Origin of the sequence: Paenibacillus protaetiae (assembly GCF_004135365.1) — a bacterium.
Lineage (GTDB): Bacteria > Bacillota > Bacilli > Paenibacillales > Paenibacillaceae > Paenibacillus_AP > Paenibacillus_AP protaetiae.
In genome coordinates, this window is sequence record NZ_CP035492.1 from 4,137,298 (window position 1) to 4,150,196 (window position 12,899).

16 protein-coding genes are annotated in these 12,899 nt (G+C 49.6%); 11 read left to right on the top strand and 5 right to left on the bottom strand.

The genetic code is table 11. The annotated features are described in order from the left end of the window. Positions 1-137 precede the first annotated feature (137 nt). Both ET464_RS19200 and ET464_RS19205 read left to right on the top strand, forming a co-directional pair. Positions 138-1,346 carry an MFS transporter gene (locus ET464_RS19200; protein WP_165280061.1) on the top strand — a complete coding sequence of 403 codons (1,209 nt, stop codon included), beginning with the start codon at positions 138-140 and terminating at the stop codon, positions 1,344-1,346. A 110-nt stretch (positions 1,347-1,456) separates the two neighbouring features. Continuing rightward, a complete protein-coding gene (locus tag ET464_RS19205; RefSeq protein WP_129443711.1) occupies positions 1,457-2,179 on the top strand; it encodes a hypothetical protein in 723 nt (240 codons plus the stop codon). Positions 2,180-2,336: 157 nt separating this feature from the next. Here the strand turns inward: ET464_RS19205 and ET464_RS19210 are convergent, their stop codons facing one another. Continuing rightward, positions 2,337-2,567, bottom strand: coding sequence for a 3-dehydroquinate dehydratase (locus ET464_RS19210; protein ID WP_129443713.1), 231 nt, complete (start codon positions 2,565-2,567; stop codon positions 2,337-2,339). A 350-nt stretch (positions 2,568-2,917) separates the two neighbouring features. Between ET464_RS19210 and ET464_RS19215 the strand changes: the two genes are divergently transcribed. The 4 genes from ET464_RS19215 (at position 2,918) to ET464_RS19230 (ending at position 6,739) form a co-directional block, all read left to right on the top strand. After that, positions 2,918-3,679 (top strand): sugar phosphate isomerase/epimerase family protein, encoded by a 762-nt coding sequence (locus tag ET464_RS19215; RefSeq protein WP_129443715.1) that lies wholly within the window; start codon positions 2,918-2,920, stop codon positions 3,677-3,679. 24 nt (positions 3,680-3,703) lie between these two features. Continuing rightward, positions 3,704-4,726, top strand: a complete 1,023-nt coding sequence (locus ET464_RS19220) for a Gfo/Idh/MocA family protein (protein WP_129443747.1) — start codon at positions 3,704-3,706, stop codon at positions 4,724-4,726. Positions 4,727-5,053: 327 nt separating this feature from the next. Continuing rightward, positions 5,054-5,950: a CAP domain-containing protein gene (locus ET464_RS19225; RefSeq protein ID WP_165280062.1), complete on the top strand. Its 897-nt coding sequence runs from the start codon at positions 5,054-5,056 to the stop codon at positions 5,948-5,950. Between the two features lie 141 nt (positions 5,951-6,091). Beyond that, positions 6,092-6,739, top strand: a complete 648-nt coding sequence (locus ET464_RS19230) for a 3D domain-containing protein (protein ID WP_129443750.1) — start codon at positions 6,092-6,094, stop codon at positions 6,737-6,739. Positions 6,740-6,778: 39 nt separating this feature from the next. On the opposite strand, the gene ET464_RS19235 is transcribed toward ET464_RS19230, so the two are convergent. Both ET464_RS19235 and ET464_RS19240 read right to left on the bottom strand, forming a co-directional pair. Beyond that, positions 6,779-7,567, bottom strand: coding sequence for a polysaccharide deacetylase family protein (locus tag ET464_RS19235; RefSeq protein WP_244226597.1), 789 nt, complete (start codon positions 7,565-7,567; stop codon positions 6,779-6,781). A gap of 170 nt (positions 7,568-7,737) precedes the next feature. After that, entirely contained in the window at positions 7,738-9,000 is a 1,263-nt protein-coding gene (locus tag ET464_RS19240; protein ID WP_129443752.1) for a methyl-accepting chemotaxis protein, read from the bottom strand. Between the two features lie 231 nt (positions 9,001-9,231). Between ET464_RS19240 and ET464_RS19245 the strand changes: the two genes are divergently transcribed. From ET464_RS19245 to ET464_RS20640, 4 genes are all read left to right on the top strand, one after another. Further along, positions 9,232-9,645: an O-methyltransferase gene (locus tag ET464_RS19245; RefSeq protein WP_129443754.1), complete on the top strand. Its 414-nt coding sequence runs from the start codon at positions 9,232-9,234 to the stop codon at positions 9,643-9,645. A gap of 74 nt (positions 9,646-9,719) precedes the next feature. Next, the gene (locus ET464_RS19250; protein ID WP_129443756.1) at positions 9,720-9,905 is read left to right on the top strand and encodes a hypothetical protein; all 186 of its coding nucleotides are present in this window, start codon (positions 9,720-9,722) and stop codon (positions 9,903-9,905) included. 84 nt (positions 9,906-9,989) lie between these two features. Beyond that, positions 9,990-10,979 (top strand): tryptophan--tRNA ligase, encoded by a 990-nt coding sequence (gene trpS / locus ET464_RS19255; protein WP_129443758.1) that lies wholly within the window; start codon positions 9,990-9,992, stop codon positions 10,977-10,979. Between the two features lies 1 nt (position 10,980). After that, positions 10,981-11,106 carry a hypothetical protein gene (locus ET464_RS20640; protein ID WP_279630109.1) on the top strand — a complete coding sequence of 42 codons (126 nt, stop codon included), beginning with the start codon at positions 10,981-10,983 and terminating at the stop codon, positions 11,104-11,106. On the opposite strand, the gene ET464_RS19260 is transcribed toward ET464_RS20640, so the two are convergent. Next, positions 11,096-11,284 carry a hypothetical protein gene (locus tag ET464_RS19260; protein WP_129443760.1) on the bottom strand — a complete coding sequence of 63 codons (189 nt, stop codon included), beginning with the start codon at positions 11,282-11,284 and terminating at the stop codon, positions 11,096-11,098. The genes ET464_RS20640 and ET464_RS19260 overlap by 11 nt on opposite strands. A gap of 121 nt (positions 11,285-11,405) precedes the next feature. On the opposite strand from ET464_RS19260, the gene ET464_RS19265 reads away from it, so the two are divergent. Beyond that, a complete protein-coding gene (locus tag ET464_RS19265; protein WP_129443762.1) occupies positions 11,406-11,627 on the top strand; it encodes an alpha/beta-type small acid-soluble spore protein in 222 nt (73 codons plus the stop codon). A 180-nt stretch (positions 11,628-11,807) separates the two neighbouring features. On the opposite strand, the gene ET464_RS19270 is transcribed toward ET464_RS19265, so the two are convergent. Beyond that, complete coding sequence (locus ET464_RS19270; RefSeq protein ID WP_129443764.1) at positions 11,808-12,794, bottom strand: metal-dependent hydrolase; 987 nt, start codon at positions 12,792-12,794, stop codon at positions 11,808-11,810. Positions 12,795-12,899: the final 105 nt, after the last annotated feature.

Below are 12,899 nucleotides of genomic sequence, written 5' to 3' on the forward strand. Positions count from 1 at the left end.
GTGCTGACGCGCGGAATCGAAAAACCCCTCTTGCGCCAATATTTATTTTCTGTTCTAATAAGGGGTTAGTTACAATAATGAAACCCCTTCCATTGAAAGGAGCCGCACAAATCGTGTTATCCAGCAGCCGGCGAAGTATGATAAAGTTTGGGCTCCCGATGACGCCCCGCGTATGGCATAATGCCCGCATTGATTTTGGGACGTCTTGTTTGTTCAGTTTGTTTAATGTGGTCATGAACCAGTTTTTTATGCCTTTTGCGATTCAGCAGGGAGCCAGCAATCTTCAAGTCGGACTGCTCTCCGCCGCTCCGGCTATCGGACTTATTTTTTCGCCGATATGGGCGGTTTGGGTTGAAAAAAGCCGCAGTCCGCGCCCGTTTGTTATTATCCCGAACTTGGTCGGCCGGCTCCTGCTGCTGCTTCCGGCGTTTTTTGCCCACTCGACCGTATATGTATTTACCGCTATTATGTATCAAATATTAATGGGCATCCAGGCGCCGGCTTATGCTTCGCTTGTATCCCGGATGTATCCGGGCAATGTCCGGGGCCGGCTGATGGGGTATGTGCGGGTAGCGATGGGCACGCTGATGATTCCGCTTGCTTATGCGGTTGGCAGCTGGTCGGACGCTGCAGGACCGGCTGGGCCGCTTATTGCGGCAGCTATTGCCGGCTCGCTTTCGGCAGCTTTGTTTCAGACGCTGCGGCTGCCGAAGCAGGCAGCCGTCAAATCCGGCGCGGTCTTTTCTTTTCGCGATCAGTGGCAGCTCGTGTCGGGCAATAAGGCGCTTGCGGTCTTTTTGCTGGCGACAACCTTTGCCGGTTTTGGCAATATGCTCGCGAATCCGCTGTATCAAATTATTCAGGTCGATTCGCTGAAGCTGTCCAATACCGAAATCGGCTATGCAAGAATTGCTTATTATATAGGTCTGTTAGTGGCTTACGCGCTGGCCGGGCGTATGATCGACCGGTTTGATATTAAATTCACGCTTACGGCGGGCATTGCCGCATACGGTATTGTGCCGCTTATTTACGGCTTATGGGGAACCTATCCGGCGGTTATATTAGGCAACGGCATTCAAGGGATAGGCGAGGCAATTTGGGATATCGGCATCTTGTCTTATATCGTCCGGCTAGCGCCGGGCAGAGAAGCGACCGTATTTGGCCTGCATCTGATGATGTTTGGCCTTCGGGGCACGATTGGTCCGCTGTTAAGCGCTTCGTTATCCAGCCATGTTCCGCTTTCCGCGCTATTAGTCGGAGCGGGCATGTGCGGGCTGATCGGCACCGTCTTGTTTGTGTTCAGCAACCGGTCGAACAAGAAACTTCATTTAACGCACAGCGGATAAGGCAGCTGCAAAAGAGCGGAAAAGCAGAGCGGAAAAGCGAGTATTCATCTGTTGTTCATATAACGCTGATACGATAGAAGAAAGGCGTTAGGCAGAAAGGATGATCGCAAATGAATAACTCGTGGAAAGTCGCGCTGAGCGGCGCGCTTCTTGCTCTCGTGCTTGCCGGCTGCGGCGCAAAGGATGACGGCGGCGCTGCGGCGGCGCAAGGCAATGGCTCTGGCAGCCAGGCTGCCGCTTCTTCTTCGGCACAAAACGGCCGACAGCCGGTTCGCGGCGCTTTCGGCAAAATCAAATCGATCGACGGCAATACGATAACGGTATATAAGTCGTCTTTCACAGGAAGAGAGCGGCCGGAAGGCAAAGGCCAGCCGCCGCAGGGGCAAAATGGCGGAGACCAGGCTGCTGGACAAGCTTCGGGCGGAACGAGCGGAGCAGGCGGGTCGCAAAGCTCGGACGGGTCGCAAAAGCCAGACGGAGCGCGCGGCCAAAATCGCGGCAACTGGCAGCAGGGCGGCGGCATGAACACCGACAACATGTTTACGGATGAAACGATTACGCTCCAAGTGACGGATTCGACTCAAATTGTAAAACGTTCGTTCGAGAACAATAAAATGACGGAAACGAATCTGTCATTAAGCGATCTGAAAGCGGATGATATTATTACGTATACACTTGTAGACGGCTCGGAGGATCAGCTGGATACGATCAGCGTAGGCATGGGCGGCTTTGGCGGAGGCCGGGGTCCGGGAATGGGAGGCCGCGGCGGCGATTGGCAAGGCAGCGGCCAAGCAGCCGGCCAGACGGCTGGAGCAGCCGGATCCAATTCATAACTGAAAAAAGGGAACCGCGCTCGCCGGTTAGATGTGACTGTCCCCTGTCTGCGAGACAAGGGGCGGCTCTAACGGCGTATGCGGTTCCCTTTTCTTATGCCAAATGCCAAAAAAAGCAGGCAAAGCCTGAGACCGGATTGCCTGCGCGGAATGCTTATTAATAAAGCGAAATGGTCAGCGTATCTTTCTCATGATAGGAATGAAGCGTAGCCTCACTGCCAGTTATTTCAACGCTAATAAGCGATTTAATACAGTTCCTTAACGCGTTTTTGCCGGTTTCCAGCTTGCGGTTTAATACAACGGACAGCTTATCTACAGCTTTTTTATTATTGGATTCTGTAACGTATACAGGGATTGTTTTATTTTGAAACAGGATTAATGTTTTCATTGATAATAACCTCCATTCCTAAATTCCATTACCCTTATTCTACCTGACTATTATTAATAAAGTCTTAAAAAAAAGTTACAATATTGCTTTTAATGGGTAAAAGCTGCACGCTTAACGGCAATATGCACGTTATATGGCCAGGATCACGGTGCAAGCGAGCAGTTTCCGCTTTGCGCTATATTAGTTACGCATAAAACAGCTTTTTGGTTTCAAAGGGCGGAGTGCAAAATTGCATAAAAAAAGACTAATTATGCAGGCTATTTTCCGGTTTAGCGGACAGCTATAATTAGGACTGTGAAGCAAACAATAACCATTTTCCATACAATGACCAAGAAGAGGAGTGCTAAACAGTGAGAAATTTCAATATCGGGCTGCAGCTGTATACGCTCAGAAATGAAGCGGAAGCTGATTTCGAAGGCATGCTGCGCAAAGTAGCCGCATTAGGTTATGAAGGCGTTGAGTTTGCCGGCTACGGCGGCATGGAAGCGGACAAGCTGCGAGACCTGCTCCAAGAGCTTGGCCTTCAAGCAATCGGAAGCCATATCTCGCTTGCAAATCTGGAGGAAAACCTGGAACAGGAAATTGCCTACCTGAAAACGATTGGCGCACAATATGCGATTTGCCCTTGGCTGCCTGAAAACAAACGTGATGCGGAGACTTGGTCGAAGCTGATTGTCCAATTTGAGCAGTTCGGAAAGCGTTTCCGTGAAGAAGGGCTGGAGTTCGCTTACCATAACCATGATTTTGAATTCCATGTTGAATTGGAAGGACAATTCGTGTTTGACACGCTATACAACCGCGTTAGCTCCGATCTGCTGAAAGTGGAAATGGATATCGGCTGGGTACAATTTGCCGGCCAGGATCCGTTTGCCTATATTTCCAAGTATGCCGGCCGCCTGCCGCTGCTTCATTTGAAGGACTACCGCAAAGTGGGTACAGCGATGGATACGGTTGAGCTTGGACGCGGCGAGCTTCCGCTTGTCAAAATCGTAGAAAGCGCCAAGCAAGCTGAAGTGAAATGGCTGATCGTCGAGCAGGACAACTGCGAGCGTCCTCCGTTTGAAGCGGTTGCGGAGAGCATGCAGTGGCTGAAAGATAATCATATTTATTAATAGAAGAAAGGCAGGAAATGAATCATGAGCAAAATTAGAGTTGCAGTTGTAGGCTGCGGGTCCATTTCGAAACATCGCCATATTCCGGAGTATGTAAATAACGAGAACGTAGAGCTTGTCGCATTCGTTGATCCGGTTATCGAACGCGCGCAGCATTATGCAGAAGCGCATGGCGGCAAAGCGTTTGCCGATTACAAAACGATGCTGGCTGAAGTGAAGCCGGATGCGGTAAGCGTATGTACGCCAAACTATCTCCATGCGGAAGTGTCCATTGCAGCGGCTAACGCAGGCGCGCATGTGCTTGTTGAAAAACCGATGGCAGTAACGGATGAAGAAGCAGCCGTCATGATTGAAGCAGCACAAAAAAATGGCGTGAAGCTGATGGTTGGACATAACCAGCGTTTCTTCCCGCCGCATGTAAAAGCGAAACAAATTTTGGAAAGCGGCGTGCTTGGCAAAGTGCTGACGTTCCGCACTTCGTTTGGCCACCCTGGCCCTGACGCTTGGAGCATTGACGGCGCAGCGAGCTGGTTCTTCCGCAAGCCGGAAGCTATTATGGGCGCAATGGGCGACCTTGGCGTTCATAAATCGGACCTGATCCGCTGGCTGCTGCAAGACGAAGTAGCCGAAGTAGCCGGTTTTGTCGGAACGCTTCATAAAGAAGGCACGGAAGTGGACGATAACGCATCCGTACTGCTTCGTATGAAAAGCGGCGCGATGGGTACGCTTGTCGCTAGCTGGACGTATTACAAAGGCGAAGACAACAGCACGATCCTGTGGTGCGAGAACGGCGTGATGAAAATCGGTACGGATGAAAACGATCAAGTGATCGTGGAGCTCCGCAACGGTACGGTAGAAAAACATAAGGTTGGCGCTATCTCGACCAATGAGAAGCAGCTTTCAAGCGGTGTCATCGATGCCTTTATTTCTTCTATTGTAAATGATACGCCTGTTCCGATTCCTGGCGAAGAAGGACGCAAATCGCTGCAAGTTATTATTAGCGCGTTTGAATCGCAAGCTTCGGGCCAATTTATTCGTATGGCTTAATCCATAACTGCCATCCGTTCAGCAATACCTATGGTGTTTAGCTTCGGCTAACGTTGTAGGTATTGCTTTTTTTGCGTTTCAAACAAAGATGAGTAATTTCTAATTTACGCTCATAATCGTATTGATTTTTATAATGAAAACGCTTTAAAACCGTTGGGGCCACTGGAGTTGCGCAAAGTATGAGAAGCGGATGACTGTTTCTCATAATTGTTTTTTGGAGGGTTGTTTCCAGTTTTTGTGCCATGCTACAGGGATTTAGTGCATGTTACGATAGATGACGTACCGAAGAGCGATACAACTTTTGACAAACATGGAGGGATACGTTTGATGAAAAAGCATACAATCCGATTGGGAATCGCAACAGTAGCAGCTGCCGCATTAATGACCACAGGTTTTACGATGCCGCACGCAAACGCATCATCTATGCTGAAGCTTGATCCCAACATCGTTACTATAAATATGAATACAACTTCTGCATTAAAAGAGCTTGCCGATAAATACGGCTTTCAAATTACGAACTTGCCGAACGGCGTGTTTGTAAGCAATGTCGTTACCGTTACGAAGAAGCCGGACACAAGCACGGCAGCGAAGAAGCCGGACACAAGCACGGCAGCGAAGAAGCCGGGCACAAGCGCAGCGGCGAAGCCGGGCACAAGCGCGGCAGCGAAGAAGCCGGGCACAAGCGCGGCAGCGAAGAAGCCGGGCACAAGCGCGGCAGCGAAGAAGCCGGGCACAAGCGCGGCAGCGAAGAAGCCGGGCACAAGCGCGGCAGCGAAGAAGCCGGGCACAGGCGCAGCGGCCAAGCCGGGCACAAGCACGGCAGCGAAGAAGCCGAGCACAGGCGCAGCAGCCTCGATGAGCGATTTTCAATCGCAAGTGGTGCAGCTTGTGAACCAGGAGCGCCAAAAAGCAGGCTTGCCTGCCCTACAAGCAGACGCGCTGCTGACTAAAGTTGCAACGGCTAAAGCAAAGGACATGAACGACAACCACTATTTTGATCATAACTCGCCAACGTATGGTTCGCCTTTTAATATGATGTCTTCCTTTGGCGTGACTTATTCTTATGCAGGCGAAAACATCGCTTCCGGCCAGCAAACGCCGGCTGCCGTTATGGAAGCTTGGATGAACAGCCAAGGCCACCGCGATAACATTTTGAGCAAAAACTTTACCAAAATTGGCGTTGGTTATGTCAACGGCCAATGGGTACAAGAGTTTACCGGCTAACAATCAGAATCAGCTGCAACGCATAAGGACTGCGGGATAGGCCGCTTCAGTTACAGGCGGCCTGTCTCCATCCTGTTGCTTGTACATAAAGCAAAGCGGCGATCACAATTCGTTTTGCTTCAACATTAGGAGGATGAAAACATGAAAAAGATCATAACTGCGGCAGCATCCATCGGTTTGGCGCTTATGCTTGCAGGAGGACCTGCTCATGCAGCACAATCCACTTATACAGCGAAAGAAGGAGACACCTTTTGGAGTCTCGCTCAGAAAAACGGCATCACAATCAGCCAGCTTCAATCCGCTAATCCTAAAATCAATCCGCTTAACATTTATGCCGGCTTAAAAATTGCTATTCCAAGCCCGGCAGCCAAAGCTGCAACGGCTAAAACAGCAGCTGCCGGAGCGGTAACTGCCAAGGCAGCTTCGGCGCAGTCCATCATCGCCGGCGACGGCACGTCGTATGCTTTCTCCAAGACGCTTACAGTTAAAGCGACCGCTTATTCCTCTGCAGCTTCGGAAAACGGCAAATGGGGCGCTGTCGATTATTTTGGCAATCCGCTTAAACTGGGGACGATTGCGGTAGATCCGTCGGTTATTCCGCTTGGTACCAAGCTGTATGTGACCGGTTACGGCAGCCATAAAGGGCTTCCTGACGGCGGTTTTGTCGCCAAAGCAACGGATACCGGCGGCGCGATTAAAGGGAATCGTATCGATATTTTCATCCCGGGCACGCCAGCTGAAGTCAGCACGTTTGGCATTCAGAACATTAAAGTTTACATTTTAAAATAATATTCGTGTAACCGGCGCTTCCTCGGAGGCGCCGGTTTTTTATTTAGCCGCCTCTGTCCCGAGCAATACCGGGAGCGTTACAAGCTCGTAGCCTTCCTCCTCGAGTTCCTCAATAAGCGCCGGGAGCGCTTTAATCGTCCCGCTTAAATCTTCGCCTACGCCGCCTCCGGCATGCTGCAGAACGATAGAACCGGATCGCAGCGTTCGCCTTATATTGCGCAATATCGTTTCGCTGGAGCTGCTCTTCCAGTCCACAGAATCGACGTCCCAATTCGCAATCGTATAATTGTGGCGGCGAGCCCAGCGGACTTGAGAAGACATTAGTTCTCCGTATGGCGGGCGGATGAACCGCGGTTTATAGCCAACCGTTTCATCTATAATTTGTTCTGTATCCCCGATTTGCTTCTGGAATTGCGCAGCGGTCAACTTGGTAAATTCGGGATGGTTGAAGGAATGATTGCCAATGACATGGCCTTCGCGATGAATGCGCTCCACCAGGTCTTTATGTTTTTGGGCTTTATAGCCGATGACAAAAAACGTCGCTTTGACGTTATATTCCTTCAAAATATCTAATATTTGCGGTGTGAACCGCGGATCCGGCGCATCATCAAATGTTAATGCAACCCGTTTGGAGCTTCTGGAACCGTTTGTGACGAATGTTTCCGGATAACGCTGCCGCAGACGGACCCAGGACATATCTTGTGCATGGTGATCGGCAGCGGTTATGGCCGGTTTGGCAGCGGCGGCCTCAGCGTTCGCTCCTGCAGCAAGCAGCGGGCATAATAGAAGCAAAGCAAGGAAGCAGGCGGGCCAGCGATGGATGTTCAATCCGAATACGCCTCCTATTCTAAAGGAAATATGTAGCAGCCGGTAATAAAGACAACGTGTTTAGTGTGTCCGCCTTTGTTCGGTTTGATGCAAAAAAAAAGAAGCATGCGCCTGCAAACCGTAAACGGCTTGCCGGTGCACGCTTCTTCTAGACCGCAAGACAAGATGCGCTATATTTTAAAAACTTGAATCGTCCGTTGCAGCTGGCTGGCCATGGCCAGCATCTTTTCGGTTTCTTGTACAACGGCTTGTACAGAAACGATTTGTTCGTTCATTGATGCCGATACTTGCTCCGTACCGGCTGCCGATTGTTGTGTAATGGCGGAGATATTTTGAATCGACGAAGAAATATTGCGGGCGCCGTCCAGCATCGTATCGCTTTCGTCTGCGAACACGGCAATTTGTTTCGTAATAAATTGAATGCTGTCAACGATATCAATAAACACCTGTTCGGTTTCACGAATCCGCTCTGCCTGCAGGCTAACCACTTCTTCGTTAATTTTCATCATTTCAATCGTATGCTTGATGCCGTCGGTAATGCCTTTTACAAGGCTGAACACTTGCTTCGTCGACGTCATTGATTCTTCAGCAAGTTTGCGCACTTCCTGGGCGACAACCGCAAATCCTTTGCCGTGCTCGCCTGCACGGGCCGCTTCAATTGAAGCGTTTAAGGAAAGCAGATTCGTCTGGTCCGCAATATCCGAGATCGTTTTGGTAATCGCTGAGATGCCTTGGGCTTTTTGAGAAAGCTCCTGGATCGTCTCCGATACTTTAGTCGTGGCTTCAATATTTTTCCGCATGCCGTCCGCCTGCGTATCCAATGCTTCCCGTCCGCGTTCGACGAGGGAGAGGGTGGCTTGGGAACGGTTGTTCATTTCACGGGTGGAGTTGGCATAGCCGGTTACAAGCGTTTCGATTTCCGTAATGGAATTGGACATATCCGAGATGCTCTCGGAAATTTCGTTCGAGCCTTTGGCCAGCTCAGTGGAGGAGACAGCGACCTGCTCCATTGCGTTTTTAATATCGGTATTGCTTTCGAAGATCGTCCGGCTTGTTTCCGATACATGGCGCGTAATGGTCGTCGTTTCTTTTAAAATATCGCGTAATTTATCAATCATGCTGTTGAACGAATGGCCAAGCTCACCCAGCGAACCTGCAGACAGCATATCAATTTTTTGCGTGAAATCGCCTTTGGAGATGCGATATGCGGCGTCGGACATTTCGGCAAAAGAACCGCGAATGGTTTTATCCAGGAAAATAATTATAGGCTGCGCAGCTGCCGCGAGGACGACCGTTGCAATAATGCCAGTCAAAAAGGAACCGCCAGATGCAATAAGAATGACATTAAAAATGATCGCGATAACAAGCAGTGAAGCATAGTTCATAATGGTCAATTTTTTGCGAACACTTAATCCTTCAAACCATTCTCTCATATGTAAACGCTCCCTTTTAAATAATATCCATATTATAGCATCCGCTTTCGACATAGGTCTACAATCATATTGCTTATTTCCGATGCAACTCGACATAAATCGTTCTAAAGTATGAAAAAATGATGTATTTCACAACTTCCTATATTGTAAATAATTAGGATAACAATTATAATAGGCACCAAGTACCAAATGTAAGAAGCAAGTAAAAGTATAGAAAGGAGGAAATAAAGGATGGAGTTGGATGCTATGCCGTTGGCGAGACAAATTGATTTTGTATTTCGCCAACTCGAGAAGGAGCTTACGAATGCCGCTGCAGGAACTGTCATGATTCACATTCGCAACAATGCAATAGGCAAATTTGGCTTAAAGAACAACCCAATTGAAAGCAGAAACGGTAAATTGGAAACAGCCGAAAAAGGAATGACGCCAAAACAAGTCCAAGCTTTCAGACAACTGGCGATCGATGCACTAAAGCTTAGACGGGATTGGACGCATGGAGAGATACTGTACGATTTTTCCGTACGCCCTAATCAGGACTCTTGGTCGGCTAGCATCAGTTACGAATCGAATTATAATATGTCTAACTGGAGTTACCGCAATCCTACTTCCAATGCTTCCAAACTGCAAAGCTGGCGTGAGCTGTAGCGCCTTGACACGGCCGGCCGCACGGTATAAGCTTGGGTAAGATGCGATGAAGGGAACAAGTAGGAACGGAATTCATGCTTGCAGAGAGCCGGTGTCAGGTGCAAACCGGTGCATGTGCCGATTTTGAATGGGTCCCGGAGCAGGGCAGCGGAACACAATGGCCGGTCGCCAAAGCGGCTGCAGTTGTTAATGCCGTCCCGGTCCATTCCACGTTACGGAACCAAGGCTGGTCAGGCTTCAAGCCGGATACAGTGAATTAGGGTGGCACCACGGTCCTCGTCCCTTGCGGCGAGGGCCTTTTTGTGTTTTCAAATTTATTCAAGGAATAAAAGGGGTAGATGATTGTGGGTAAAGTATTATCGGGGATTCAGCCAAGCGGCAAGCTGACGCTCGGCAATTATATTGGAGCGATGCGCAACTTCGTTAAGCTTCAAGACTCGGAAGAATGTTATTTTATGGTAGTCGATATGCATGCGATTACTGTACCGCAGGAGCCTGAAGCGTTGCGGGAGCAGACGGAAATGGTAACGGCTCTCTTTATTGCTGCAGGCATTGATCCGGCCAAATCGAATGTTTTCGTGCAATCCCATGTGCCGGCGCATGCCGAGCTGGGCTGGATTATGACGACGCTCACCGGGATGGGCGAGCTTGAGCGAATGACGCAATTTAAAGATAAATCGCAGGGCAAAGAGTCTGTTGGCGCAGGGCTTCTTGTTTATCCGTCGCTGATGGCGGCTGACATTCTTGTTTACAATGCGGATCTTGTTCCGGTCGGAGACGATCAAAAGCAGCACCTGGAGCTGACTCGTGACTTAGCGCAGCGCTTCAATTCGCGGTTTGGCGACTATTTTACGATTCCAAATCCGTATATTCCGGAAGTTGGCGCACGCATTATGTCGCTGGATGACGCCAGCAAAAAAATGAGCAAAAGCAACCCGAATCCGGGCAGCTACATTGCACTGCTTGATGAGCCTAGCGTCATTCGCAAAAAAATTAGCCGGGCGACAACCGATTCCGGCCGTGAAGTGAAATATGATCCGGAGAACAAGCCGGAAATCAGCAACCTGATCAGCATTTATGCGCAAGTATCGGGGCTTTCGATCCCTGAAATAGAAGCCCGTTTTGAAGGGCAGGGCTATGGGCCATTCAAAAAAGAATTAGCGGAACGGATTGTAGAGCTGCTTGAACCGCTGCAGCAGCGTTATTATGAAATCCGGAAATCGGGCGAAATTCACCGCATCCTGAAGGAAGGCGCAGCGAAAGCATCTCTTATTGCCAACCGGACGGTAGCGGATGTTAAAGAACGGATGGGCTTCCTCGCGCCGCGCGGTTAATATGTCCGGAAAAAGAACGGATAAAGAAAAGAAGCTTGCTGAAATCAGCAAGCTTCTTTTCTTTATGACAAGCGCAAGCGGCGGGAAGCTGGAGGAAGGCTCGGCCGCCTATCGCGTTATTGCTTAGGCTGGAATCCTTGGCGCCGCAGCGATCTGCCGCGAACGATAAACCCGATGCCGATAAAACCGATTGTGACGATGCTGAGCAGCAGCGTGTACCAAAGGTTATGGCTGATGGATATAGCGGTTGCAGACATTAGAAGCGTCGAGATAACAGCAAAAAGCAGCGAAAGCGGTTTAGACATCAGTGATCTTCCTTCCGAGTTTTTAAATATATTTTTTACGGAGTGAGCATAGATTCCTGAACCCTGCACATAATAAGCTTGCAACACACACCACGTGCAGAATTGAAAGGAGAAATTCCGTATGGCAAGCAGAAACAGCAACAGCAACTCTCTAGTGGTACCACAAGCAAGCCAAGCACTCCAGCAATTGAAGATGGAAGCTGCTCAATCTCTGGGCGTACAAATTCCACAAGATGGCTACTATGGTAACGTATCGACTCGTGACGCTGGCTCGCTTGGCGGCTACATCACGAAAAAGCTGGTTCAAATTGCTGAGCAGCAACTGTCCGGCGGAACCCGTTAATCGTTACTATACACAACCAAAACACAGGGCTCAAGGAATCTATTCCTTGGGCTCTTTTTTTTATTTGCTACCATAAGAAGTCCGCCAGGCTAACCGGAGAAAAGGCTGACCCGCACATGGTGCGAATCAGCCTTATGCCGTTGTTCCGGACGGCTAAGCTGCTATTAGTTTAACACAGCTTTAATACGAATTCATCCGAAGTCTTTTGGAGAGCCGGTCGCTGCTGAGCCAGCCGACATAGGAGCCAACGGTTTCGAATTGTTTGTTCATCGCCAGCACCGCAACAAACGGATATTGCTTTCTGTGCCGGTAACGAACGTCCGACCAGCGTACCTCGTAACCCCAGGAATGTTCAATCGTTTCCGCACAAGCAAACTTGGTCAAATATAAAAAGGAGCGGATAGCCGGATCGTTTTTGGATTTGGCGACAGCCGGGTGGCTGGAGCATTCCACGTGGTCGATCCATTTCAGTTTTTTGCCCTGCAGCTTGCCGACGGCGAAGGTGCCGTCTCCTGTCCGTTTTACGATATGCCAGACGTTGAGCGAGATGGTCGGAATAAGCAGATACCTGTCTGAACTAAGCGGAGCGCTGTCCAAGGACGGAAGCAGCTTCAGCAGCGTTTTGTTAGCCCAAGTCCGCCAAACGAAATAAGCGGCCGTAAACAAATATAGCAGCGGGAAAATGATGGCCGGATCAGCAGCGCCAACCGCCCACAGCACAATGGCAACAAGGTGGGTAACAAAAATGACCGGATCGAAAATATGGATAATGTTCCACGATATCCACTTTTCATTAAACGGCCGCATCGCTTGTGTTCCGTATGCGTTAAACAAATCCGACAACACATGAACGACAACCGCCAGCAGCACCCAAGCCCCCACATGCAGCCATGGCAAACCGCCTTTGTAAATAAGCTGCAATAACCCCGTTATAAGTATGGTCCAAATGGCGATCGCCGGAATGGAGTGGGATATGCCGCGGTGGTTGCGAATATAAATTGCATTGCCGCGTATACGAAGCAGCGTGTCCAGGTCGGGCGCTTCTGATCCGATAATGGTGCCGATCAGCACTGCCGCGCTGAAGGTGGGGCTGGATGCCACTACAGGATCGGCCATAGCTAGTCCGCCAAGCCCGATACCCATAACAAGATGAGTGCCAGTGTCCATTTTGTTTGATCCTCCTAGATTGAAGCATCCCGGCTTTTTGACCGGAATGACATTTTTACTGTAGTATCAACGAAGTGGCCAAACATTATCAATGAGAACAAAGAT

Bases quoted from the DNA above. Each gene is read 5' to 3' on its own strand.
- ET464_RS19200 (WP_165280061.1), top strand. From the start codon at position 138: ATGATAAAGTTTGGGCTCCCGATGACGCCCCGCGTATGGCATAATGCC.
- ET464_RS19205 (WP_129443711.1), top strand. From the start codon at position 1,457: ATGAATAACTCGTGGAAAGTCGCGCTGAGCGGCGCGCTTCTTGCTCTC.
- ET464_RS19210 (WP_129443713.1), bottom strand. From the start codon at position 2,567: ATGAAAACATTAATCCTGTTTCAAAATAAAACAATCCCTGTATACGTT.
- ET464_RS19220 (WP_129443747.1), top strand. From the start codon at position 3,704: ATGAGCAAAATTAGAGTTGCAGTTGTAGGCTGCGGGTCCATTTCGAAA.
- ET464_RS19225 (WP_165280062.1), top strand. From the start codon at position 5,054: ATGAAAAAGCATACAATCCGATTGGGAATCGCAACAGTAGCAGCTGCC.
- ET464_RS19230 (WP_129443750.1), top strand. From the start codon at position 6,092: ATGAAAAAGATCATAACTGCGGCAGCATCCATCGGTTTGGCGCTTATG.
- ET464_RS19240 (WP_129443752.1), bottom strand. From the start codon at position 9,000: ATGAGAGAATGGTTTGAAGGATTAAGTGTTCGCAAAAAATTGACCATT.
- ET464_RS19245 (WP_129443754.1), top strand. From the start codon at position 9,232: ATGGAGTTGGATGCTATGCCGTTGGCGAGACAAATTGATTTTGTATTT.
- ET464_RS19250 (WP_129443756.1), top strand. From the start codon at position 9,720: ATGCTTGCAGAGAGCCGGTGTCAGGTGCAAACCGGTGCATGTGCCGAT.
- ET464_RS20640 (WP_279630109.1), top strand. From the start codon at position 10,981: ATGTCCGGAAAAAGAACGGATAAAGAAAAGAAGCTTGCTGAAATCAGC.
- ET464_RS19260 (WP_129443760.1), bottom strand. From the start codon at position 11,284: ATGTCTAAACCGCTTTCGCTGCTTTTTGCTGTTATCTCGACGCTTCTA.
- ET464_RS19265 (WP_129443762.1), top strand. From the start codon at position 11,406: ATGGCAAGCAGAAACAGCAACAGCAACTCTCTAGTGGTACCACAAGCA.
- ET464_RS19270 (WP_129443764.1), bottom strand. From the start codon at position 12,794: ATGGACACTGGCACTCATCTTGTTATGGGTATCGGGCTTGGCGGACTA.